The organism is Plantimonas leprariae (assembly GCF_008802405.1).
GTDB lineage: Bacteria > Pseudomonadota > Alphaproteobacteria > Rhizobiales > Rhizobiaceae > Plantimonas > Plantimonas leprariae.
Window position 1 is genome coordinate 41,903 of the sequence record NZ_VZDO01000014.1, and the last position, 22,261, is coordinate 64,163.

At 68.2% G+C, this 22,261-nt stretch carries 22 protein-coding genes; 21 read left to right on the forward strand and 1 reads right to left on the reverse strand.

The genetic code is table 11. The features are described 5' to 3' along the window. The first annotated feature begins 34 nt into the window (after positions 1-34). The 20 genes from ruvC (at position 35) to serA (ending at position 19,698) form a co-directional block, all read left to right on the forward strand. A complete protein-coding gene (gene ruvC / locus F6X38_RS16415) occupies positions 35-550 on the forward strand; it encodes a crossover junction endodeoxyribonuclease RuvC (protein ID WP_425482877.1) in 516 nt (171 codons plus the stop codon). A gap of 65 nt (positions 551-615) precedes the next feature. Next, positions 616-885 carry an AbrB/MazE/SpoVT family DNA-binding domain-containing protein gene (locus tag F6X38_RS16420; protein ID WP_150971489.1) on the forward strand — a complete coding sequence of 90 codons (270 nt, stop codon included), beginning with the start codon at positions 616-618 and terminating at the stop codon, positions 883-885. Next, a complete protein-coding gene (locus tag F6X38_RS16425) occupies positions 863-1,288 on the forward strand; it encodes a type II toxin-antitoxin system VapC family toxin (protein ID WP_150971491.1) in 426 nt (141 codons plus the stop codon). Before F6X38_RS16420 ends, F6X38_RS16425 begins: the two co-directional genes overlap by 23 nt. Continuing rightward, positions 1,285-1,899, forward strand: coding sequence for a Holliday junction branch migration protein RuvA (ruvA, locus tag F6X38_RS16430; protein WP_150971493.1), 615 nt, complete (start codon positions 1,285-1,287; stop codon positions 1,897-1,899). Before F6X38_RS16425 ends, ruvA begins: the two co-directional genes overlap by 4 nt. A 12-nt stretch (positions 1,900-1,911) precedes the next feature. Continuing rightward, positions 1,912-2,958 carry a Holliday junction branch migration DNA helicase RuvB gene (gene ruvB, locus F6X38_RS16435; RefSeq protein WP_150971495.1) on the forward strand — a complete coding sequence of 349 codons (1,047 nt, stop codon included), beginning with the start codon at positions 1,912-1,914 and terminating at the stop codon, positions 2,956-2,958. Continuing rightward, positions 2,951-3,412 (forward strand): tol-pal system-associated acyl-CoA thioesterase, encoded by a 462-nt coding sequence (gene ybgC / locus F6X38_RS16440; RefSeq protein ID WP_150971496.1) that lies wholly within the window; start codon positions 2,951-2,953, stop codon positions 3,410-3,412. The genes ruvB and ybgC overlap by 8 nt, the downstream gene beginning before the upstream one ends. 218 nt (positions 3,413-3,630) lie before the next feature. After that, complete coding sequence (gene tolQ / locus F6X38_RS16445; protein WP_150971498.1) at positions 3,631-4,356, forward strand: protein TolQ; 726 nt, start codon at positions 3,631-3,633, stop codon at positions 4,354-4,356. Positions 4,357-4,383: 27 nt separating this feature from the next. After that, the gene (gene tolR, locus F6X38_RS16450; RefSeq protein ID WP_150971500.1) at positions 4,384-4,836 is read left to right on the forward strand and encodes a protein TolR; all 453 of its coding nucleotides are present in this window, start codon (positions 4,384-4,386) and stop codon (positions 4,834-4,836) included. A gap of 12 nt (positions 4,837-4,848) precedes the next feature. After that, positions 4,849-5,970, forward strand: coding sequence for a TonB C-terminal domain-containing protein (locus F6X38_RS16455; RefSeq protein ID WP_246191399.1), 1,122 nt, complete (start codon positions 4,849-4,851; stop codon positions 5,968-5,970). A gap of 15 nt (positions 5,971-5,985) precedes the next feature. Then, positions 5,986-7,317: a Tol-Pal system beta propeller repeat protein TolB gene (gene tolB, locus F6X38_RS16460; RefSeq protein WP_150971504.1), complete on the forward strand. Its 1,332-nt coding sequence runs from the start codon at positions 5,986-5,988 to the stop codon at positions 7,315-7,317. 228 nt (positions 7,318-7,545) lie between these two features. Next, entirely contained in the window at positions 7,546-8,070 is a 525-nt protein-coding gene (pal, locus tag F6X38_RS16465; RefSeq protein ID WP_150971506.1) for a peptidoglycan-associated lipoprotein Pal, read from the forward strand. A gap of 218 nt (positions 8,071-8,288) precedes the next feature. Continuing rightward, positions 8,289-9,269 carry a tol-pal system protein YbgF gene (gene ybgF / locus F6X38_RS16470; protein WP_161992787.1) on the forward strand — a complete coding sequence of 327 codons (981 nt, stop codon included), beginning with the start codon at positions 8,289-8,291 and terminating at the stop codon, positions 9,267-9,269. Positions 9,270-9,384: 115 nt separating this feature from the next. Continuing rightward, entirely contained in the window at positions 9,385-10,611 is a 1,227-nt protein-coding gene (tilS, locus tag F6X38_RS16475; protein ID WP_281353076.1) for a tRNA lysidine(34) synthetase TilS, read from the forward strand. 129 nt (positions 10,612-10,740) lie between these two features. After that, positions 10,741-12,660 (forward strand): ATP-dependent zinc metalloprotease FtsH, encoded by a 1,920-nt coding sequence (ftsH, locus tag F6X38_RS16480; protein WP_150971512.1) that lies wholly within the window; start codon positions 10,741-10,743, stop codon positions 12,658-12,660. 159 nt (positions 12,661-12,819) lie between these two features. Continuing rightward, on the forward strand, positions 12,820-14,169 hold the full coding sequence (gene glmM, locus F6X38_RS16485; protein WP_150971514.1) for a phosphoglucosamine mutase: 1,350 nt from the start codon (positions 12,820-12,822) through the stop codon (positions 14,167-14,169). 156 nt (positions 14,170-14,325) lie between these two features. After that, positions 14,326-15,162: an outer membrane protein gene (locus F6X38_RS16490; RefSeq protein ID WP_150971516.1), complete on the forward strand. Its 837-nt coding sequence runs from the start codon at positions 14,326-14,328 to the stop codon at positions 15,160-15,162. Between the two features lie 202 nt (positions 15,163-15,364). Then, positions 15,365-16,192 (forward strand): outer membrane protein, encoded by an 828-nt coding sequence (locus F6X38_RS16495; RefSeq protein WP_150971518.1) that lies wholly within the window; start codon positions 15,365-15,367, stop codon positions 16,190-16,192. A 159-nt stretch (positions 16,193-16,351) separates the two neighbouring features. Further along, positions 16,352-17,530: a phosphoserine transaminase gene (locus F6X38_RS16500; RefSeq protein WP_150971520.1), complete on the forward strand. Its 1,179-nt coding sequence runs from the start codon at positions 16,352-16,354 to the stop codon at positions 17,528-17,530. Positions 17,531-17,556: 26 nt separating this feature from the next. Beyond that, positions 17,557-18,009 (forward strand): L-alanine exporter AlaE, encoded by a 453-nt coding sequence (gene alaE / locus F6X38_RS16505; protein WP_150971522.1) that lies wholly within the window; start codon positions 17,557-17,559, stop codon positions 18,007-18,009. 96 nt (positions 18,010-18,105) lie between these two features. After that, positions 18,106-19,698 (forward strand): phosphoglycerate dehydrogenase, encoded by a 1,593-nt coding sequence (gene serA, locus F6X38_RS16510; protein ID WP_150971524.1) that lies wholly within the window; start codon positions 18,106-18,108, stop codon positions 19,696-19,698. A 13-nt stretch (positions 19,699-19,711) separates the two neighbouring features. Here the strand turns inward: serA and F6X38_RS16515 are convergent, their stop codons facing one another. After that, on the reverse strand, positions 19,712-20,677 hold the full coding sequence (locus F6X38_RS16515) for an NAD-dependent epimerase/dehydratase family protein (RefSeq protein WP_150971526.1): 966 nt from the start codon (positions 20,675-20,677) through the stop codon (positions 19,712-19,714). Positions 20,678-20,811: 134 nt separating this feature from the next. Here F6X38_RS16515 and F6X38_RS16520 point away from each other — a divergent pair, with 134 nt between their 5' ends. Continuing rightward, positions 20,812-22,104 carry an adenylosuccinate synthase gene (locus F6X38_RS16520; protein WP_150971528.1) on the forward strand — a complete coding sequence of 431 codons (1,293 nt, stop codon included), beginning with the start codon at positions 20,812-20,814 and terminating at the stop codon, positions 22,102-22,104. The last annotated feature ends 157 nt before the right edge of the window (positions 22,105-22,261 follow it).

The window sequence follows — 22,261 nt, forward strand, 5'->3', positions numbered from 1 at the left end:
CGTCCTCTGCGATTTGAGAGGAAGGCTGCAAGACATGCTGGCGGAGGCTCCCATTCGCGTCATCGGTATTGATCCGGGTCTCCGCCGTACCGGCTGGGGCGTGGTGGAGACCTCCGGCAATTCGCTCCGCTTCGTGGCGAGCGGCACGGTCACGTCGGACGCGGCGAACGATCTCGCGACGCGGCTGAAGGAACTCCACGACGGCCTGACCCGCATAATCCGGGCCTACGAGCCCGACGAGGCGGCGGTGGAGCAGACCTTCGTCAACAAGGATGCCGTGGCGACGCTGAAGCTCGGCCAGGCGCGCGGCATCGCCATGCTGGTGCCTTCGCTCGCGGGCCTCCCCGTCGCCGAATACGCGCCGAACGCGGTGAAGAAGGCGGTGATCGGCGTCGGCCACGGCGAGAAGCAGCAGATCCACCTGATGGTGAAGGTGCTGATGCCGAAGGCGACCTTTGACACCGACGATGCGGCCGACGCGCTGGCGATCGCCATCTGCCACACGCATCACCGCCAGTCGGCCGCCGCGAGACTCGCCTTCGCGGGCTGACGTTCTTGCAATGTTCCTCGCCGGATGCTAGGTAATACCGACATGGTATTACTAAAGGTCCGTACATGAGGCTGACCGAGAAGAGCCAAGTGACGATTCCCAAGCCCATCAGGGACCGTCTCGGCATCGGGCCGGGAAGCGAGATCGATTTCCTGGACCGGGGCGACTTCGTCGAAGTGGTGCGGAAGGCGGAGGACGAGACGCCGGCCGACCGTCGGCGACGCCTCGAAGCGCATCTTCGCGCCATGGCCGGAACCCTCGATCTCGGGGGAATGACGACCGACGAGTACATGGAAGAAATCCGAGGACCGCGTGACGATCTCGATCCTCGTTGACACCAACATTCTCATCGATCTCGTCGCCGTGAAGGCCGAGCCGGCGCATCGCGAATGGTCTTCCCGCCTGCTTCTCGATTCGGCCGAGGCCGGGCGCCTTGTCGTCAACACGGTCGTCTGGGCCGAGGCGACACAGGACTATCGGGACGAAGCGAGGTTACGCACGGTTCTCTCGCCGCTCGCCATCGCGGAGGAAGACCTCCCGTTCGCCGCCGCCTTTCCGGCCGGGCAGGCGTATCGCCTCTACCGCGAGCGTGAAGGCAAGCGCGACCGGACCCTGCCGGACTTTCTGATCGGAGCGCACGCGCTCGTCGCCGGGCATCGCCTGTTGACGAGGGACGGCCGACGCTATCGCACCTACTTCCCGGCGCTCGACGTCATCGACCCGGAGTCCCACCCGTGATCGGCAAGCTGAAGGGCGTCGTCGACGAGATCGCCGAGGACCACGTCGTGATCGACGTCGGCGGCGTCGGCTACGTCGCGTTCTGCGGCGCGCGGACGCTCCGCAACCTGCCGGCGGCGGGCGAGGCGACGGTGCTATTCATCGAGACGTTCCTACGCGAGGACATGCTGCGGCTCTACGGCTTCGGCTCGGAGGTCGAGCGCGGCTGGTTCCGCCTGCTCCAGAACGTGCAAGGCGTCGGGGCGCGCCTCGCGCTCGCCGTGCTCGGCACCCTGTCGCCGGCGGAACTCGCCAACGCCGTCTCGCTGCAGGACCGCGCGATGGTGTCGCGCGCGCCGGGCGTCGGCCCGAAGGTCGCGGCCCGCATCGTGACCGAGCTGAAGGACAAGATCCCGGCGCTGGCCGGCGGCATCGACCTGCCCGCCGCCGCCCTCGCGCCCGCCGCGGGCGGCGCCTCGACGCCGGTGACGGACGCGATCTCGGCGCTCAGCAACCTCGGCTACCCGCGCGAGCAAGCGGCTTCCGCCGTCGCGGTGGCGGTGAAGGATGCGGGCGAGGATGCCGCGTCCCCGACGCTGATCCGCCTCGCGCTGAAGGCCCTCAGCCGGTAAGGACGACGCGCCATGAGCCAGTCACCTCGTCTTCTGACGCCGGAAAAGCGCGGCGAGGACGCCGCCGACGCGACGCTCCGGCCGCAGCGGCTCGACGAGTTCGTCGGACAGGCGGCGGCGCGCGCCAACCTGAAGGTCTTCGTCGACGCGGCCCGCAACCGCGGCGAGGCGCTCGACCACACGCTGTTCGTCGGGCCGCCCGGCCTCGGCAAGACGACGCTGGCGCAGATCATGGCGAAGGAGCTCGGGGTCAACTTCCGCTCGACCTCCGGCCCGGTGATCGCCAAGGCCGGCGACCTCGCGGCGCTCCTGACCAACCTCGAGGAACGCGACGTCCTGTTCATCGACGAGATCCACCGCCTCTCGCCCGCGGTGGAGGAGATCCTCTATCCCGCGATGGAGGACTTCCAGCTCGACCTGATCATCGGCGAGGGCCCGGCGGCGCGCTCGGTGAAGATCGACCTCGCGAAATTCACGCTCGTCGCCGCGACGACCCGGCTCGGCCTCCTGACGACGCCGCTCCGCGACCGCTTCGGCATTCCGGTGCGGCTGAACTTCTATACGGTCGAGGAACTGGAATCGATCGTTCGGCGCGGCGCACGGATCATGGGCCTCGGCCTCGCCGAGGACGGCGCGCGCGAGATCGCCAAGCGCGCCCGGGGCACCCCGCGCATCGCCGGCCGGCTCTTGCGGCGCGTGCGCGACTTCGCCGATGTCGCCGGGGTGGAGGTCGTCGACCGCGAGATCGCCGACCGGGCGCTGACGCGGCTCGAAGTCGACAAGGCCGGGCTCGACCAGCTCGACCGGCGCTATCTCGATCTCATCGCGCTGAACTTCGGCGGCGGCCCGGTCGGCATCGAGACGATCGCGGCGGCGCTGTCCGAGCCGCGCGACGCGATCGAGGACATCGTCGAGCCCTATCTCCTGCAGCAGGGCTTCCTGCAGCGGACCCCCCGCGGCCGCGTGCTCACCGCCCACGCCTTCCGCCACCTCGGCCTTGCCGTGCCCGGCGGCTGGCAGGGGGCGCAAGGGTCGTTCTTCCCCGGCGACGATGAGTGAGACGGGCCTCGCCGGCCGGCTGACGGAATTCGGGCACGCGCAGAGTTTCCGCGTCTATTTCGAGGACACGGACTTTTCCGGCGTCGTCTACCACGCGCGCTACCTGCATTTCCTGGAGCGGGCGCGCACCGACTTCCTGCGCCTGAAGGGCATCGGCCACCGCGCGCTGATGGAGGGCGCCTTCGGCGAGCCGATGGCCTTCGCCGTCCGGCACATGGAGATCGACTTCCTCGCCCCCGCCCGGATCGACGACGTCGTCGTGGTGGAAACGCGGACGGTGCTGCTCGGCGGCGCGCGGGTGGTGCTCGATCAGAAAATATATCGCGGCGAAATCCTCCTCGTCGCGGCGCGGGTCAAGGTCGCGGTGATCTCGCCGGACGGGCGGCCGCGCCGCATGCCGCGGGCGGTCGCGGCGATCCTCGATCCGGCGTTTTCCGCGCCCAAGGGCGGCTGACGCGCTCCGCGGCAACCTTTGCTTAACCTTAATGCTGCTTGAATGCCGGCGACGATATTGCTGCCGGCCGCGCCATTCTTTCGCTTGATTCATCCCGTGAAAGAACAGCCGGGGTCTTCGGCAATTTAAGCGAACTGTACGAACGGGTTGCCGGCGAGCGGCCCGGCGGCGACGGGCGGATGGCCGGCCGCCTGCCGAAATTCGAGGGACAAGGAACGATGAACGAGATCGCGCAGAGCGCATTGGCGGCTCCGGAGGCGTCGCATTCGCTTTGGAGCCTCTTCATGCAGGCCGGCTTCGTGGTGAAGCTGGTGATGATCGGCCTTCTCGCCGCTTCCGTCTGGACCTGGGCGATCATCATCGACAAGACGATGCGCTACGGCCGCTTCCGCCGCCAGCTCAACAATTTCGAGAACAACTTCTGGAGCGGCCAGTCGCTGGAGGAACTCTACCACACGCTGTCCGACCGGAAGACCAGCGGCATGGGCTCGCTCTTCGTCGCCGCGATGCGCGAATGGAAGAAGAGCTTCGAGAAGGGCGCGCGCTCGCCGCTCGGACTCCAGACCCGCATCGAGAAGGCGATGGACGTGACGCTCGCCCGCGAGATGGACGACCTCGAGTCCCGCCTCGGCTTCCTCGCCACCGTCGGCTCGGCCGCGCCCTTCATCGGCCTGTTCGGCACGGTGATCGGCATCATGACCTCGTTCCAGGCGATCGCGGCCTCGAAGCAGACCAACCTCGCGGTGGTGGCGCCCGGCATCGCCGAGGCACTGCTCGCCACCGCCATCGGCCTCGTCGCGGCGATCCCGGCGGTCATCGCCTACAACAAGCTGACCTCGGATGCCGGCAAGCTCGGCCTTCGCCTCGAATCCTTCGCCGACGAGTTCTCCGCGATCCTGTCGCGGCAGATCGACGAGCGCTCCGCCGCCAGCGCGGCGCGCTGATCCCGGGCCCGGCAGGAGACGACCGCGATGGGCATGTCCATGGGTTCCGCGGGTGGCGGAGGCGGCAGGCGCCGCGGCCGCCGCAGGCACCGCGCGCTGAACAGCGAGATCAACGTGACGCCGATGGTCGACGTCATGCTGTGCCTCCTGATCATCTTCATGGTGGCCGCGCCGATGCTGACCGTCGGCGTGCCGCTCGACCTGCCGGAAACGCAGGCGAAGGCGTTGAACGCCGAGACCGAGCCGCTGACGGTCTCCGTCCAGAAGGGTGGGTCGGTCTTCGTTCAGGAAACCGAGATTCCGGCCGAGGAAGTCGTCGCGAAGCTGCAGGCCGTCGCCAAGACCGGCTATGACCAGCGCATCTTCGTGAAGGGCGACCGCGCCGCCGATTACGGCACGATCATGAAGGTCATGGCGCTGATCTCGGCCGCCGGCTACAAGAACATCGGCCTGATCACCGCCCCCGAGACGACGAGCTGACCCGTGACGCAGATGCGCGCCGGCGTCGTCTCATCCGCCGTCATCCATGCCGCCCTCTTGACCTGGGGACTCTGGTCGCTGGGCACGCCGAAACCGCTCGACGCGCAGTATGCCGAGGCGCTGCCGGTCGAAGTGATCATGTCCGACAAGTTCGAGGGTGTGAAGGGCGAGAAGGACGCGCCGCTGAAGGAGAAGCCCGCCCCGACGCCGACCACCAAGCCGAAGACGCTGCCGATGGAGGCGAAGAACATCGGCGACAACGAAGTCGACCTCGACACGCCGCCGATCCCGAACGAGAAGCCGGTGAAGGAGGAGGCGAAACCGCAGCCGAAGGCCGCCGATCTGCCGCCGCCGACCCCGAAGCCGGAAGAGAAGCCGGTGGAGAAGGTGACCGAGAAGGCGCCGACGCCGCCCGAGCCGAAGCCGGAGCCGAAGGTCGCGGAGAAGCCGCCGGAGCCGAAGCCCGTGCCGAAGCCGCCCGAGAAGCAGCCGGAGCCGCCGAAGATCGACCCGCTCGCCGAGGCGATCGCCAAGGCCGAGGATATTCCGGACCCGAAGCCCGAGGTGAAGCCGGAGCCGAAACCCGAGGTGAAGCCGGCCGTGAAGCCGGTGCCGCCGAAGACCGAAACCGCGGAAGCGACGAAGCCCGCCGCCGAGCCGAAGAAGACGGACTCGAAGGCGAAGGACAAGCCGAAGAAGGACGTCGCCGACAAGGCGTCCGACAGCGACAGCCAGTTCAACGTCGCCGACATCTCGGCGCTGATCAACAAGAAGAAGGCGGCGGGCGGCGGCGCGAAGCGCTCGACCGAGATGGCGTCGCTCGGCTCGAAGGTGACGACGGGCACGCAGCTTTCGCGCTCGGAGAAGGAAGGGCTGCAGGAGCAGCTGGCGAGCTGCTGGACGCTGCCGGCCGGCGCGGAAGGCGGTGAGGCGTTGAAGACCTCGGTCCGCTTCAGCCTCGACGGGTCGGGCAAGCTGGCAGCGCGGCCGACGACCGACGCCAGCAGCGGCAACCGCGCCTTCGACGAGAGCGCGATCCGCGCCGTGCAGAAATGCGATCGCGACGGGCTGCGCGTGCCCCCCGACGTCAACGACGAGTTCGTCGTGAATTTCGATCCCCACGAGATGTTCTGATTGATGAAAACCGCAATGATCGCCGTCACGAAGCTGCGTCGCCCCGGGCGTTGGACGAGGATCCTCGCCTCGGCCCTCGCGTGCTCGCTGTTCGCGTCGGTCGCGGTCGTACCTGCCGCCCGGGCTGAGATCCGGCTCGACGTGACGCGCGGCAATGTCGAGCCGCTGCCGATCGCGATCCCGTCCTTCGGCGGCAACAAGCTGGCGAGCCAGATCAGCGACGTGGTCGAGGCCGACCTCAAGCGCTCCGGCCTGTTCGCGCCGATCGACCCCTCCGCCTTCATCCAGAAGGATGTCTCGCCGGACGCGACGCCTAGGTTTCCCGACTGGACGGTGATCAACGCGCAGGCGCTCGTCACCGGCAAGGTCGGGCAGGAAGCGGACGGGCGGCTGCGCGCCGAGTTCCGGCTCTGGGACACCTTCGCCAACGGCCAGCTCGACGGCCAGCAGTTCTACGCGACGCCCGACAACTGGCGGCGCGTCGCCCACATCATCGCCGACGCGATCTACGAGCGGCTGACGGGCGAGAAGGGCTATTTCGACACCCGCGTCGTCTTCGTCTCCGAGACCGGGCCGAAGCAGAAGCGCGTCAAGCGCCTGGCGATCATGGACCAGGACGGCGCGAACGTCTCGTACCTGACGCGCGGCGACGACCTCGTGCTCACCCCGCGCTTCTCGCCGAACCGGCAGGAGCTGACCTACATGAGCTTCGGCAACGCGGAGCCGCGGGTCTATCTCCTGCAGCTCGAGACCGGGCAGCGCGAGGTGGTCGGCAACTTCCCCGGCATGACCTTCGCGCCGCGCTTCTCGCCGGACGGCTCGCGGATCGTGATGAGCCTCCAGCAGGAGGGCTCGGCCAACATCTATTCCATGGACCTTCGTTCGCGCGCGACGACGCGGCTGACATCGACCTCGGCGATCGACACCGCCCCGTCCTTTTCGCCGGACGGCTCGAAGATCGTCTTCGAGTCCGATCGGGGCGGGCGGCCGCAGATCTACGTCATGGGTGCCGATGGCTCCGGCCAGAACCGCATCTCCTTCGGCTCCGGCTCCTACTCGACGCCGGTCTGGAGCCCGCGCGGCGACCTCATCGCCTTCACCAAGCAGACGGGCGGGCAGTTCCAGATCGGCGTGATGCGGCCCGACGGCTCGGGCGAGCGCATCCTGACCTCGTCGTTCCACGCGGAAGGCCCGACCTGGGCGCCGAACGGCCGCGTCCTGATGTTCTTCAAGGACGCCGGCCCCGGCCCGCAACTCTATTCGATCGACCTGACGGGCCGGAACGAGCAGCAGGTGCCGACGCAGGGCTACGCGTCCGATCCCGCCTGGTCGCCGGCGCGTGAGTAGCTTCGCGTTCCGAAAATCGTGGCGCGGCGGCAACAGGGCGGTCCGGAAACGGGCCGCCCTTCGCGTATCGCGGCCTCGGTCAAGCTTCCCGCCCGAGGATCGTCCCAATCCGGCGTCACCCGAACGCCGCACCGACGTGTCGAACTGCCATTAATCTTTACCCCGTCTTAAGACCGGACAGGGTAAATGCTTGATTGAACGAACCAATCGCAATCGAAGGAGAAGGCCATGAGCCGGATCGCTGTTTTGGCTCAGAGCCGCGTCGCGCTGGCGCTCGTCGCCGCGCTCGCCGTCGCGGGCTGCGCGAAGAAGAACGGGGGCCTCCCCGACAACGCCGCGGGCCTCGGCCTCAACGGCGCGAACGGCGGGCGCGGCTCGTCGGCCCCCGGCACGCCGGGCGACTTCACCGTCAATGTCGGCGACCGCATCTTCTTCGACACGGACTCCTCCGTGGTCCGCGCCGATGCGCAGCAGACGCTCGCCGCCCAGGCCCGCTGGCTGAACCAGTACCGCCAGTACTCGATCACCGTCGAGGGTCATGCCGACGAGCGCGGCACCCGCGAATACAACCTCGCGCTCGGCGCCCGCCGCGCCGCCGCGACCAAGGAATACCTTGCCTCGCAGGGCGTCGCCGGCAACCGCATGCGCACGATCTCCTACGGCAAGGAGCGTCCGGTCGCGGTCTGCGACGACATCTCCTGCTGGTCGCAGAACCGCCGCGCGGTCACCGTCTTGAACGGCGCCGGAAGCTGATCGAACCGAATTTCGGGAATGAAGCGGGGCGGTCCTTCGGGGCCGCCCTTTTTCGTTTCCAGCGGTCCGCCGGCAACTCCTGTGCTCCGGCCTCCTTGCGGTTTCTGGTACTTGCGGCCAAACAAATGCCGAAAACCCTTCGTCCATGCGGGAACGGGGTTGATGCGGCTTCGTCGAGCGGACCAACGGCGCGACGCGGCGAACGGCGGGGAATGGACTTGAAACGCAAGCATCTGGGTACGGCCTTGCGCGCCGCGGCGGTCGGCGCGCTGCTGGCCGGCAGCCTTTCGCCGGCGGCGGCGCTGAACCTGCCCTTCGGCCTCGGGGCGGGCAAGGAACGGGCCGCGAGCGAGCGAGCGGCCGAGCCGCCGGTGCAGATGGCCCAGCTCGGCGACAGCGGCCAGCGCATCAGCCAGCTCGAGGAAGAGAACCGCCGCCTGAACGGCAAGGTCGAGGAACTGTCGTTCCAGGTGCTCCAGATGCAGGAGCAGATGCGCAAGATGCAGGAGGACAACGACTTCCGCTTCCAGGAAATCGAAGGCGGCGGTGGGGGAGGCGGGGGCGCTGCCGCGAAGCCGCCCTCGAACGCGCCGGGCAAGCGCTCGGAGGCCGCACCCTCGCTCGACCCATCGGCCACGGCTTCCGCCGGTGGCGGGGCGGCCGGCCCGCCCGCCGCCCCTGGCGAAGGCGACCAGATCGGCTCCTTGATCGGCGGTGGTGAGGGCGGCGGCGCCACGCCGACCGGCCAAGCGCCGGCAGCGGGGGGCGCCGGAGCGGCCCCACCGCGTTCCGGCACGGTCGCCTCGATCCAGACCAAGAACGCCGGCGAACTTTACGGCCTCGCCTACAACTACCTTCTCGCGGGCGACTACGGCCTCGCCGAAAGCTCCTTCCGGCAATACGCCCAGACCTATCCCGACGCGAAGGACGTGCCCGACGCGCGCTACTGGCTCGGCGAAAGCCAGTTCCAGCAGGGCAAGTACGCCGATTCCGCCGAGACCTTCCTGAACGCCCAGAAGGACTATCCGAAGAGCGCCAAGGCGCCGGAGATGATGCTGAAGCTCGGCATGTCGCTGGTGAAGCTCGACAACCGCGACACGGCCTGCGTCACCTTCAAGGAAGTGACCCGGCGCTATCCGCAGATGAGCGCCACGGTGAAGAAGAAGCTGCAGACGGAGTCGCAGGCTGCGAAGTGCTGAAGGCCCCCGCGACCCGAACCTGACTGCCGCGCTCGCCGCAGCCGAAGCCTGGCCGCTCTTCGCCGACACCCTCCGCTTCCTGCCACCCGCTCCCGAGAACCGCGCGCCCCGTCCGCTGCTTCTCGCCGTATCCGGCGGTCCGGACTCCCTCGCTCTCCTGCTCCTCGCCAGCGCCAGCCGCGGCCGGCTGCGTGCCTCCGGCTTTTCCATCCATGCCGCGACGGTGGACCATGCGCTCCGGCCTGAATCCGCTGCGGAAGCCGCAGCCGTCGCCCGCCTCTGCGAAAACCTCGACGTGCCGCACGCGACCCTCGTCTGGCGGGGCGCGAAGCCCATCGGCAATCTCGCGGCGGCGGCGCGGGAAGCGCGCTACCGGCTCCTCGCCGATCATGCGGAAACGCTCGGCGCGCCGGCCGTCCTCACGGCGCATCACGAGGACGACCAGATCGAGACGCATCATATGGCGATGCTCCGCCGGGCCGGCGACCGGGGCCTCGCCGGGATGCGGAGTGCGCGGGCACTGAGCCCGAGCGTCCTGCTGCTTCGCCCGCTGCTCGCCGTAGCCGGCGCGCGGCTGAAGGCGGCGGTCGCGGCGCACGGCCTCGCGGCGGCGGACGATCCCTCGAACCGCGACGTCCGCTTCGCCCGCGCCCGGCTTCGTGCGGCGCTCGGCGATTCGCCGCGGGAACGGCATGCGGTCCTCGCCCGCATCCGCGTCCATGCGACGCGGCGCGATGCCGAAGATGCCGAACTCGCCGCCTGGATGCGTGATCTGCGCCGGGACGAGGGCCTCGCCGTCGACGCGGCCGGCATGGTGCGCATCGCTTCGAATGCTTTTCGCGACAGGTCGAAATCAGCGCTGGCGGAATCGCTGCTCGGCCGCGTTCTCCAGGCGGCCGGCGGCAGTCTTCATCCGCCGTCGCGGGACGCCGTCCGCCGGCTGCTGCAACGCCTGCGCGGTCCCGGCTTCGCCGGCGGGACGCTCATTGGCGCGGTGCTGGAGCGAGGTGGCGACGGGGGCTTGACCGCCTTTCGGGAATACGGGCGGGCGGGACTGCCCGCCGTGGACGTATCCGGCGCTTCCGCCATCCTGTTCGACCGCCGACTGCGCATCGTGGCGCGGACAAGCGATGGCTTCCCACGCGAATCCCGTCTCGCGGCCTTCGGCGCGACGGGGCGCGGCAATGCGCGCGAGAAGGTGCTGCCGGTCCTTCTCGGCCCGGATGGATCGCCGCGTGCCGCTCACCCTCTGCTTCTCGCCAAGCTGCCGGCGGCGACCGCGCTGCTCGACGCACGCGAGGAGATTTCGTTCAGACTGGGGGCGGATTTGCCCGTGGTTTGAGCCGTCGGCCTTGTCGAGGCGGCAACCAAATTGCCGCAAATCGGCCGGATGCTGTTGGCAAGGCTTTTTCGTCTGCCTATCTTCGGACCGCGCCTTTCCGGCGCTGGCGTCCGACGCCCGGGATCGACGATGAACCAGAATTTCCGCAATTTCGCGCTTTGGGCGATCATCGCGCTGCTCTTGATCGCGCTGTTCCAGCTGTTCTCCAACGGCGCGCAGAACGGCAACTCGACCGAAGTGCCGTATTCCCAGTTCCTGTCGGACGTCGATTCGGGGCGCGTGCGCACGGTCACGATCCAGGGGCCGCGCATCACCGGTAAGTACAACGACGCGGCGACCTCGTTCCAGACCTACTCGCCGGGCGACCCGAACCTCGTCGGGCGCCTTGAGGGCAAGAACGTCCAGATCAACGCCTCCGCGCCGTCGGACAACACCAACCCGATCTGGTCGATGCTGCTCTCCTTCGGCCCGATCCTCCTGATCCTTGGCGTCTGGATCTTCCTGATGCGCCAGATGCAGGGCGGGGCCGGCGGCAAGGCCATGGGCTTCGGCAAGTCGAAGGCAAAGCTCCTGACGGAGGCGCACGGCCGCGTCACCTTCGCCGACGTCGCCGGCGTCGACGAGGCCAAGCAGGACCTCGAGGAGATCGTCGAGTTCCTGCGCGAGCCCCAGAAGTTCCAGCGTCTCGGCGGCAAGATCCCGCGCGGCGTGCTCCTCGTCGGTCCTCCCGGCACCGGCAAGACGCTGCTCGCGCGCTCGGTCGCCGGCGAGGCGAACGTGCCCTTCTTCACCATCTCGGGCTCCGACTTCGTCGAGATGTTCGTCGGCGTCGGCGCCAGCCGCGTCCGCGACATGTTCGATCAGGCGAAGAAGAACAGCCCCTGCATCATCTTCATCGACGAGATCGACGCCGTCGGTCGCCATCGCGGCGCCGGCCTAGGCGGAGGCAACGACGAGCGCGAGCAGACGCTGAACCAGCTCCTCGTCGAGATGGACGGCTTCGAGGCGAACGAGGGAATCATCCTCATCGCCGCGACCAACCGGCCGGACGTGCTCGACCCGGCGCTGCTGCGTCCCGGCCGCTTCGACCGGCAGGTCATGGTGCCGAACCCGGATGTCGGCGGCCGCGAGAAGATCCTGAAAGTCCATATCCGCAACGTGCCGCTGGCGCCGAACGTCGACCTGAAGACCATCTCGCGCGGCACGCCGGGCTTCTCCGGCGCCGATCTCGCCAACCTCGTCAACGAGGCGGCGCTGATGGCCGCCCGCCGCTCGAAGCGCCTCGTCACGATGCTCGAGTTCGAGGACGCCAAGGATAAGGTGATGATGGGCGCCGAACGCCGTTCCATGGCGATGACCGAGGACGAGAAGACGCTGACCGCCTATCACGAGGCCGGCCACGCCCTCGTCGGCATCCACGAGCCGTTCAACGATCCGTTGCATAAGGTGACGATCATCCCGCGCGGCCGGGCGCTCGGCGTCACCATGAATCTGCCGGAGCGCGACCGCTACGGCATGCGCAAGAACGAGATGGAAGCGCGGCTCGCGATGATTTTCGGCGGCCGGGCCGCGGAGGAGATCATCTACGGCCTCGACAACGTCACGACCGGCGCGTCGAACGACATCCAGCAGGCCACCAACATGGCGCGCGCTATGGTGATGGAATACGGCATGAGCGACAAGCTCGGGCGCCTGCGCTACCGCCAGAACCAGGAGGAGATCTTCCTCGGCCATTCGGTGGCGCAGCAGCAGAACATGTCGGAGGACACCGCCCGGCTGATCGACTCCGAGGTGCGCGGCATCATCGAGACGGCCGAGAACAAGGCGCGGCGCATCCTCAACGAGCACATCGACGAGCTGCACGCGCTCGCCAAGGGCCTGCTCGAGTTCGAGACGCTGTCGGGGGACGAGGTGCGCGACCTTCTCGCCGGCAAGACGCTTGCCCGCGACATGGGCGACGACACGCCGCCGTCCCGCGGCTCGACCGTGCCGAAGACCGGCTCCTCGCCGCGCCCGACCGGCGGGCTCGAGCCGCAGCCCTCGACCTGACACTATCGGGTCTTCAAATGACGAAGGGCGGCTCGCGGGCCGCCCTTTCGCGTTTTAAGGCTAGGCCTTCCGGTACGGTTAAGCGGCTGACACTCTTTTTTACTTTCGCCGCTATCCTCGTCTGATTAAGCGTTGCTCGCTGAACGGGCAGGGGAGCCGATGGGCAAGAAGTATTTCGGGACGGACGGCATCCGCGGCCGCGCCAACTCCGCGACGATGACCGCCGATCTCGCGATGAAGGTCGGCATGGCGGCCGGTATCGCCTTCCGGCGCGGCGATTACCGCCACCGCGTCGTGATCGGCAAGGACACGCGGCTGTCCGGCTACATGCTGGAGCCGGCCCTTTGCGCCGGGTTCACCTCGGTCGGCATGGACGTCCTGATGCTCGGCCCGATCCCGACGCCGGCCGTCGCCATGCTGACGCGCTCGATGCGCGCCGACATCGGCGTGATGATCTCCGCCTCGCACAACCCGTTCGAGGACAACGGCATCAAGCTCTTCGGGCCGGACGGCTACAAGCTCTCGGACGAGATCGAGGCGGAGATCGAGGATCTTCTGGCTGAGGACCTGTCGCGGCATCTCGCCGGCGGCGAGCGGCTCGGGCGTGCCAAGCGCTACGACGACGGCGGGCGCGACCGCTACGCCGAGTTCGCCAAGCGCACCCTCAACCGCAACCTGACCCTCGACGGCATGCGCGTCGTGATCGACTGCGCCAACGGCGCTGCCTACAAAGTCGCGCCGGAAGTCCTATGGGAACTCGGCGCCGAGGTGGTGAGGCTCGGCGTCGATCCGAACGGCACCAACATCAATCTCGACTGCGGCTCCACCAGCCCGGCCGCGCTCTGCGCCAAGGTGCGCGAGACGCGCGCCGACATCGGTATCGCGCTCGACGGCGACGCCGACCGGGTGATCATCGTCGACGAGCGCGGCGAGATCGTCGACGGCGACCAGATCATGGCGCTGATCGCCGAGTCCTGGCTGGAGGACGGCCGGCTCGCCGCCGGCGGCATCGTCGCCACCATCATGTCCAATCTCGGCCTGGAGCGCTTCCTCCAGGACAAGGGCCTGCAGCTCGCCCGCACCAAGGTCGGCGACCGCCACGTCGTCGAGCACATGCGCCAGCACGGCTACAACCTCGGCGGCGAGCAGTCCGGCCACATCATCCTGTCCGACTACGGCACCACCGGCGACGGTCTCGTCTCGGCCCTGCAGGTGCTGGCGGTCGTGGCGAAGAGCGGCAAGCCGGTGTCGGAGGTCTGCCGCAAGTTCGAGCCGGTGCCGCAGATCCTGAAGAACGTCCGCTTCTCCGGCGGCGAGCCGCTGGAGCGCGAGCCCGTGCGGCTCGCCATCGATTCCGGCCGCACCCGGCTCGGCAATGCTGGCCGCTTGGTCATCCGGCCGAGCGGCACCGAGCCGCTGATCCGCGTCATGGCGGAGGGCGACGATCCGTTGCTGGTGCGCACCGTCGTCGACGACATCGTCGGCGCCCTGCAGCAGGCCGCGGCCTGAGAGCGAAGGTCTTCGAGGGGAGACTGGATCCACATGGTTTCTGGTCTCTTCTCCGGCGCGGGGGCGCTTAAACGCTTCTTAACCTTAACGCGCCAATAATCCCGGCATCGAGTGGTCGGCGAGGGGCCGACTTGCACCGGAGTCGGGAAGCCACCCATGTTGCGCAAAACCGTTCTTGCCTTTGCGGCAGCCGTCCTGTTCGGCGCACCCGCCTTCGCGGCGGACCTCATCGAGGAAGTGCCGCCGGCCCCGATCCCGCTCGCGACCTCCGGCTGGTACCTGCGCGGCGACGTCGGCTACGTGTTCAAGTCGAACAACAACGGTCACTGGGATTTCTGGAACCAGTTCCCCGGCGTCGAAGGCGTCGACGACACATTCTACTACAAGGACTTCGATCTCGACGACGCGGCGAGCTTCGGCGGCGGCGTCGGCTACCGCTTCAACGATTTCCTGCGCACCGACGTGACGGCCGACTACTTCAGCCCGGACCTCGACGGCCGGCGCGGCTGCCCGTCCTATATCGCCGCCACCCAGTACGGACAGGCCGCGCCGGACATCACCTGCAAGTACAAGGACTCGGCCGACGTCGATATCGTGACGGTCATGGCGAACGCCTATGTCGACCTCGGCACCTACTCGATCTTCACCCCCTATATCGGCGGCGGCCTCGGCGCGGCCTATGTCGACTACGGCAACCTGAAGGTCGAGCAGTGCGGGACCAGCGACTGCGGTGCTTCCCCGAACGATAACGTCTTCCACAACAAAGGCGAGGACAGCTGGCGGTTCGCCGGTTCTCTCATGGCAGGCGTGACGATGGACGTCACCGGGCCGCTGAAGCTCGACGTCGGCTACAAGTACACGCACATCACCGACGGCGACGCCTTCGGCTACGACGCGGCCGACCGGGCGACGGGCGCCAAGGGCGCGCAGATCAAGGACGACGGCTTCGACCTGCACACGATCCGCGCCGGCCTGCGCTACGAGTTCTTCTGATCCATCCCTAAAGGTTTCGAAGCGGCGCGTCCGGGCAACCGGGCGCGCCGTCTGCGTTTCGGCCCGACGATCTTTCGCCGCGCAGCGCGGATCGGCGAAAAGTCAGGGTTAACCGGGACTTAAGGGTTAACGTTTATGGTTTCCGGCAGTTGAACGGCCGGACCCGCGATGGGCGGGAGGGGCCGTGAGGAAACGCACGGTCATGAGCACCCTTCGCAAGACCATCGCTCCGCTCGCGGCCGGGATCGCCCTCGCGCTCGCCGCCGGCTCCGCCTACGCCGCCGACCTCATCGAGCAGGCGCCGCTGGTGCCGGTCGAGGTCGGCTCCGGCTGGTACCTGCGCGGCGACCTCTCCTACGACTTCAAGAGCGACCTCGATGCCGACTACGGCATGAAGTACGAGGACAAGTTCGGAACGAAATATTCGAAGGACGACAAGTTCGACGACTACGGCCTCGACGACAACATCGATTACGGCGCCGGCTTCGGCTACCAGTTCACCGACTACTTCCGCGGCGACCTCACGGCGCACTACTGGAAGACCGACCTGAAATACGACGGCAAGGACCTCGGCGACACGCTCTGCCTGTCGACCGCGATCGCCGGCTACGCCTGCGACGACAGCGGCGATGCGAACGCCAAGGCGTGGGAACTGATGGCCAACGCCTACCTCGACCTCGGCACCTTCGCCGGGTTCACGCCCTATGTCGGCGGCGGCGTCGGCGCGGTCCACGTCAAGTACGACGACATCAAGGTCGCCGGGCACTGCTCCGTCGGCGGCGTCACCTGCGGCCGCGACGTCGACTTCGGGCTCGAAGGTCAGGGCGACTGGCGCTTCGCCTACGCGCTCACCGCCGGCGCAGCATACGATCTGACGCAGAACCTCAAGCTTGACGTCGGCTACCGCTACCTCGACGTCGACAGCGGCGACATGTACCGCACCAGCCTCACCGGCGGCGACTACACGCAGAAGGACGGCGGCTTCCACCGCCATACGATCCAGGCGGGCCTGCGCTACTCGCTGTTCTGATCCCTTTCCCAGCGAGGGGATGATGCGGCGGGGTCACGGTGCCCCGCCGTTTCGCGTTTTGCGACATATTCCGGCTTGACGCCGACATCGGGCTTGCATAGCACCCACGGCGGGACACGCCTCCCCAACGAGGCGCTTCTATCTGGAAGGGTAGCATCGATGAGCGTCATTCCGCGGCCGGACCGGCGTCCGGCGGTTCCTTATTTTTCATCCGGCCCCTGCGCCAAGCGTCCCGGCTGGTCGCCGGACGCGCTCCGCGACGCGGCCCTCGGTCGTTCCCACCGCGCCAAGCTCGGCAAATCCAAACTCCAACAGGCCATCGACGACACCCGTGAGGTGCTCGGCGTTCCTGCCGACTATCGCATCGGCATCGTGCCGGCGTCCGACACCGGCGCGGTGGAGATGGCGATGTGGTCGCTGCTCGGGGCCCGCGGCGTCGACATGCTGGCCTGGGAAAGCTTCGGCTCCGGCTGGGTGACCGACGCGGTGAGGCAGTTGCGCCTCGCCGACGCCCGCGTCCTCGAAGCCCCCTACGGCGAGATCGTCGATTTCGCCACCGTCGATTTCGACCGCGACGTGGTGTTCACCTGGAACGGCACGACCTCGGGCGTCCGCGTGCCCAACGGCGACATGATCCCGGCCGACCGGCAGGGCCTCACCATCTGCGACGCGACCTCGGCAACCTTCGCGCAGGACCTGCCCTGGGACAAGCTCGACGTCGTCACCTACTCCTGGCAGAAGGTGCTGGGCGGCGAGGCGGCGCACGGCATGCTGATCCTGAGCCCCCGCGCGGTCGAGCGGCTGCTCACCTACAAGCCGGCCTGGCCGCTGCCGAAGATCTTCCGCCTCACCTCCGGCGGCAAGCTGTCGGAAGGCATCTTCAAGGGCGAGACGATCAACACGCCCTCCATGCTCTGCGTCGAGGACTATCTCGATGCGCTCGGCTGGGCGAAGCGCATCGGCGGCCTGCCGGCGCTGAAGGCGAGGGCGGATGGCAATCTCGCCGCGATCGAGCGTTTCGTCGAGGCCAATCCGTGGCTGGGTTTTCTGGCGGCGGACAAGTCGATCCGTTCCAACACCTCCGTCTGCCTCGTCTTCACCGATCCGGCCGTCGCCGGCACGACCGACGACGCCCGCCAAGCTTTCGCCAAGAACGTCGCGGCGCGGCTGGAAAAGGAAGGCGTCGCACTCGACATCGGCGCCTATCGCGACGCGCCGGCGGGCCTGCGCATCTGGTGCGGCGCGACGGTGGAGACCGCCGACGTCGAGGCTTTGATGCCTTGGCTCGGCTGGGCCTACGAGGTCGAGAAGGGCTCCGCCGCCGCCAGGGCCGCCTGACCGGGCGGCGACGGGGAGAGGGTTCGGTGGAGCTTTCGATCGCCACCCGGAGCTTTCTCGCCGATACGCTCGCCCTCGTCACGTTCTTCACCGTCACGAGCGGGCTGAACGAGCGGTTCGTAGTGGGCATGGCTTGGGAGCAGGTGCTGGTTTCGCGCTCCATCGGCGCCGTTCTCATGCTCCCGAGCGCCCGGCCCTACGGACTCTGGCGAAACTGGTTCCTGGCGAAAGCGCGGCCGTCGACCTGGTTGGGGTATCTGCTGGCCGACAGCGCGGCGCTGCTTCTGTTCCAGGTGCCGATCTACTTCGGCATCGTCCTGGCCGGCGGCGCCGATCTGCGGTCCGCTCTCCTGGGCTCTGCGAGTTTCGCCGTGCTGGTGCTGGTCCTCGGCCGCCCTTACGGCCTCTGGCTCGAGTTCGTCCGTCGGCGTTTCGGCCTCGACGGGCCCGGGCGCAAACCCATGTCGCTCGGCGGCTGATTGCCGGCGGGTATCCGGCGGGCCGCCCCATGCGACCCGCGTCGTCTTTCGGCTCCGGAGCCGCAGCGCTCCGCCAGCCACTTTCAGGAGGCCGTCATGGCACCCCGCGTTCTCGTTTCCGACCAGCTTTCCCCGACCGCCGTCCAGATCTTCAAGGATCGAGGCGTTGAGGTCGACTACCTGCCGGACCTCGGCAAGGACAAGGACGAACTTCTCGCCGTCATCGACAAGTATGACGGCCTTGCGATCCGCTCGGCCACCAAGGTCACCGAGAAGCTGATCGGGGCGGCGGCGAAGCTGAAGGTCGTCGGCCGCGCCGGCATCGGCGTCGACAACGTCGACATCCCGGCGGCTTCCCGCCGCGGCGTCGTCGTGATGAACACGCCGTTCGGCAACTCGATCACCACCGCCGAGCACGCCGTCGCGATGATGTTCGCGCTCGCCCGCGATCTGCCCGCCGCCGACAGGTCGACCAAGGCCGGCAAGTGGGAGAAGAACCGTTTCCTCGGCGTCGAGCTGACGGCGAAGACGCTCGGCATCGTCGGCTGCGGCAACATCGGCTCGATCGTCGCCTCCCGCGCCGTCGGCCTTCGCATGAAGGTCGTTGCCTTCGACCCGTTCCTGTCGGCCGAGCGCGCCCTCGAAATGGGCATCGAGAAGGTGGAACTGCCGGAACTCTTCCGCCGGGCCGACTTCATCACGCTCCACACGCCGCTGACCGACCGGACGCGCGGCATCATCGACGCCGCCGCGATCGCTCAGATGAAGGACGGGGTGCGGATCATCAATTGCGCGCGGGGCGGTCTCATCGTGGAGGCGGATCTCGTCGAGGCGCTAAAGAGCGGCAAGGTCGCGGGCGCCGGCATCGACGTCTTCGAGACCGAACCCGCGAAGGAATCGCCACTCTTCGACATCGAGACCGTGGTCTGCACGCCGCATCTCGGCGCGTCGACGGAAGAAGCGCAGGAGAACGTCGCCCTGCAGGTCGCCGAGCAGATGTCGGACTATCTCGTCCACGGCGCGGTCTCGAACGCCCTCAACATGCCCTCGATCACCGCCGAGGAGGCGCCGATCCTGACGCCCTTCGTCAAGCTCGCCGAGATCCTCGGCGCCTTCGTCGGCCAGGTGACGGAGGACCCGATCAAGGAGATCGAGATCGTCTTCGACGGCAACGTCGCCGCGATGAACACCCGGGCCCTCACCAGCGCGGCCGTCGCCGGACTCCTCAAACCCCTCGTCCAGACGGTGAACATGGTCTCCGCACCGCTGATGGCGAAGGAGCGCGGCATCCGCATCTCCGAGGTCCGGCGCGACAAGAGCGGCATCTTCGACGGCTACGTCATGCTGAACGTCAAGACCGAGCGGATGGCCCGCTCGGTCGCCGGCACCTGCTTCGCCGACAGGAAGCCCCGCTTCATCCAGATCAAGGGCATCAATCTCGAGGCCGAGGTCGGGCGGCACATGCTCTACATCACCAACCGCGACGTGCCGGGCATGATCGGCGCGATCGGCACGGCGCTCGGGCGGAACCGCGTGAACATCGCGAATTTCCATCTCGGCCGCGACCGCGAAGGCGGCGACGCGATCGCGATCATCTATGTCGATGAGCCGGTGGCGGAGGCGGTGCTGCAGGACTTGCGCTCCATCGATGGCATCGTCCAGGCGAAGCTGCTCTCGTTCGAACTATAGGGGCGAAGCGTAGCTACAGGGCAGGCGCGGCGATCTTGCCGGCGGCGATCAGCGCCCGCACCGCCTCGTGAACGGCGGCAAGGCTCGAATAGCGCGGCCGGTAGCCGAGACGGCTGCGGCTTTTCTCGATCGAGTGGGAGGAGGAGCGGACGACGTGGCCGCGGGAGGCCGCTGCGTCGGTTTCCGTCAGCCCCTCCAGCCACTCCTCGAACGGCTTGAAGGCCAGGCGCGGCTCGCGGCCGAACCAGCGATAGACGGTTTCCGCGTAGCCGCGCAGCGTCACCGCCTGCTCCGAGACGGTGTTGAAGACCTCGCCGATCGACGCGGCGCGGTTCTCGATCGCGCAGACGATCCATTGCGCGACGTCCTCGGCATGGACGTGGTGCACCGTCTCCAGACCGAGATTCGGCAGCACGAGCTCCTCGCCGCGGGCGATGCGCGAGAAGACGTCCGGGTTCACGTTGCCGAGCGGGTTGATCGGGTTCCAGCCCTCGCCGACGATGTGGCCTGGACGGAAGCTCGTTGCCGGAAACCCGGCGACGCGCGCCTCCCGCATCAGCCACGCTTCGCTTTCCGCCTTGCCGCGCCCGTAGTCATCGATCGGGTTCGGCGGCTCGGTCTCGGTGGAGGGAACCGCGACGAAGCTGCCGTAGACCCAGATCGAGCTGCAGAACAGGTAGTGCTCGATCCTGCCCCGCAGCGCCTCGGCGAGATGCCGCGTGCTTGGCAGGTCGAACGAGATCATGTCGACGACCACGTCCGGCCGGAACTCCGCGATCCTCGCGCCGAACCGCCCGGCCTTCTCCTCGGCGACCCGGTCGAGCGTGCGGTTCTCGACCTGCTCCCAGGCGAAGTGCGGCCGGTAGGGCTTCGCCGCACCGCGGCTGACGTTCACCACCTCGTGGCCGCGCTCGGCGAGCATCGGCACGAGATAGGTTCCGACGTGGCCGCTGCCGCCGATGACGATGATGCGCGACATTGGTTCCTCCCATGCGGATCGGAACGGCTCCATATCGGCCGCTGCCGCAGCAATATCCAGCCGCACCGCTTTCCGTTCGCCGCCGCGCCGGATAAAAGGCGCCGAAAACGCGCTCGGAAGACCGGAATCCGCTCATGGCAAACGTCGTAGTCGTCGGCTCGCAATGGGGCGACGAAGGAAAGGGCAAGATCGTCGACTGGCTGTCGGAGCGCGCCGACGTGGTGGTGCGCTTCCAGGGGGGGCACAATGCCGGCCACACGCTGGTGGTCGACGGCGTGTCCTACAAGCTCTCGCTGCTCCCCTCCGGCGTCGTGCGGCAGGGCAAGCTGTCCGTCATCGGCAACGGCGTCGTGTTCGACCCGCACGCCTTCGTCGCCGAGCGCGACCGGCTCGTCGCGCAAGGCATCTCGATCACGCCGGAATCCTTGCGCATCGCCGACAACGCCGCGCTGATCCTGTCGCTGCACCGCGAGCTCGACGCGTTCCGCGAGAACTCGAATAGCGGCACCCGCATCGGCACGACGCGGCGCGGCATCGGCCCGGCCTACGAGGACAAGGTCGGCCGCCGGGCGATCCGCGTCATGGACCTCGCCGAGCCGGCCGTCCTCCCGGAGCGGATCGAGCGGTTGCTGGCGCACCACAACCCGCTGCGCCGCGGCCTCGGGCAGGACGAGATCTCGGCCGAGGCGATCCTCGCCGAGCTGACCAGCGTGGCGGATGCGATCGTGCCGCATATGGACCGGGTCTGGCAGCTTCTCGACAAGCGCCGGAAGGCGGGCGACCGCATCCTGTTCGAAGGCGCGCAGGGCACGCTCCTCGACATCGATCACGGCACTTATCCCTTCGTCACCTCGTCGAACACCGTCGCGGGACAGGCGGCGGCCGGCTCCGGCCTCGGGCCGTCCGCGGTCGGCTTCGTGCTCGGCATCACCAAGGCGTACACGACACGCGTCGGCGAGGGGCCGTTCCCGACCGAGCAGCAGAACGAGATCGGCGAGTTCCTCGGGACCAAGGGCCATGAGTTCGGCACTGTGACCGGCCGCAAGCGCCGCTGCGGCTGGTTCGACGCGGTGCTGGTGCGCCAGGCCGTCGCGGTGAACGGCCTTACCGGCCTCGCGCTCACCAAGCTCGACGTGCTCGACGGGCTGGACGAGATCCGCATCGCCACCTCCTACCGCCTCGACGGCGAGGCGATCGACCATCTGCCGGCCAGCTCGGATGCGCTTTCGCGCCTGGAGCCGGTCTACGAGACGTTCGAGGGCTGGAAGGAGACCACCGCCGGGGCGCGGAGCTGGGGCGCGCTGCCGGCGCAGGCGGTGAAATATGTCCGCCGGATCGAGGAACTCGTCGGCTGCCCGGTGACGCTGCTCTCCACCTCGCCGGAACGGCAGGACACGATCCTCGTCCGCGATCCGTTCGAGGATTGACCGGGACTGGAGCCGGCGGGCCCGGAGCGCTTCCGGTGCGGCGCGGAATGCGGTATTCGGTCGGGTCTGGAATTCGACATAAAAGCATAGGCTTCTGCCGCCGCCGTTCCGGCCGGACGGCTGGCGGAGGGGTGGCGGCGCCGGGGAAACCCTGAGC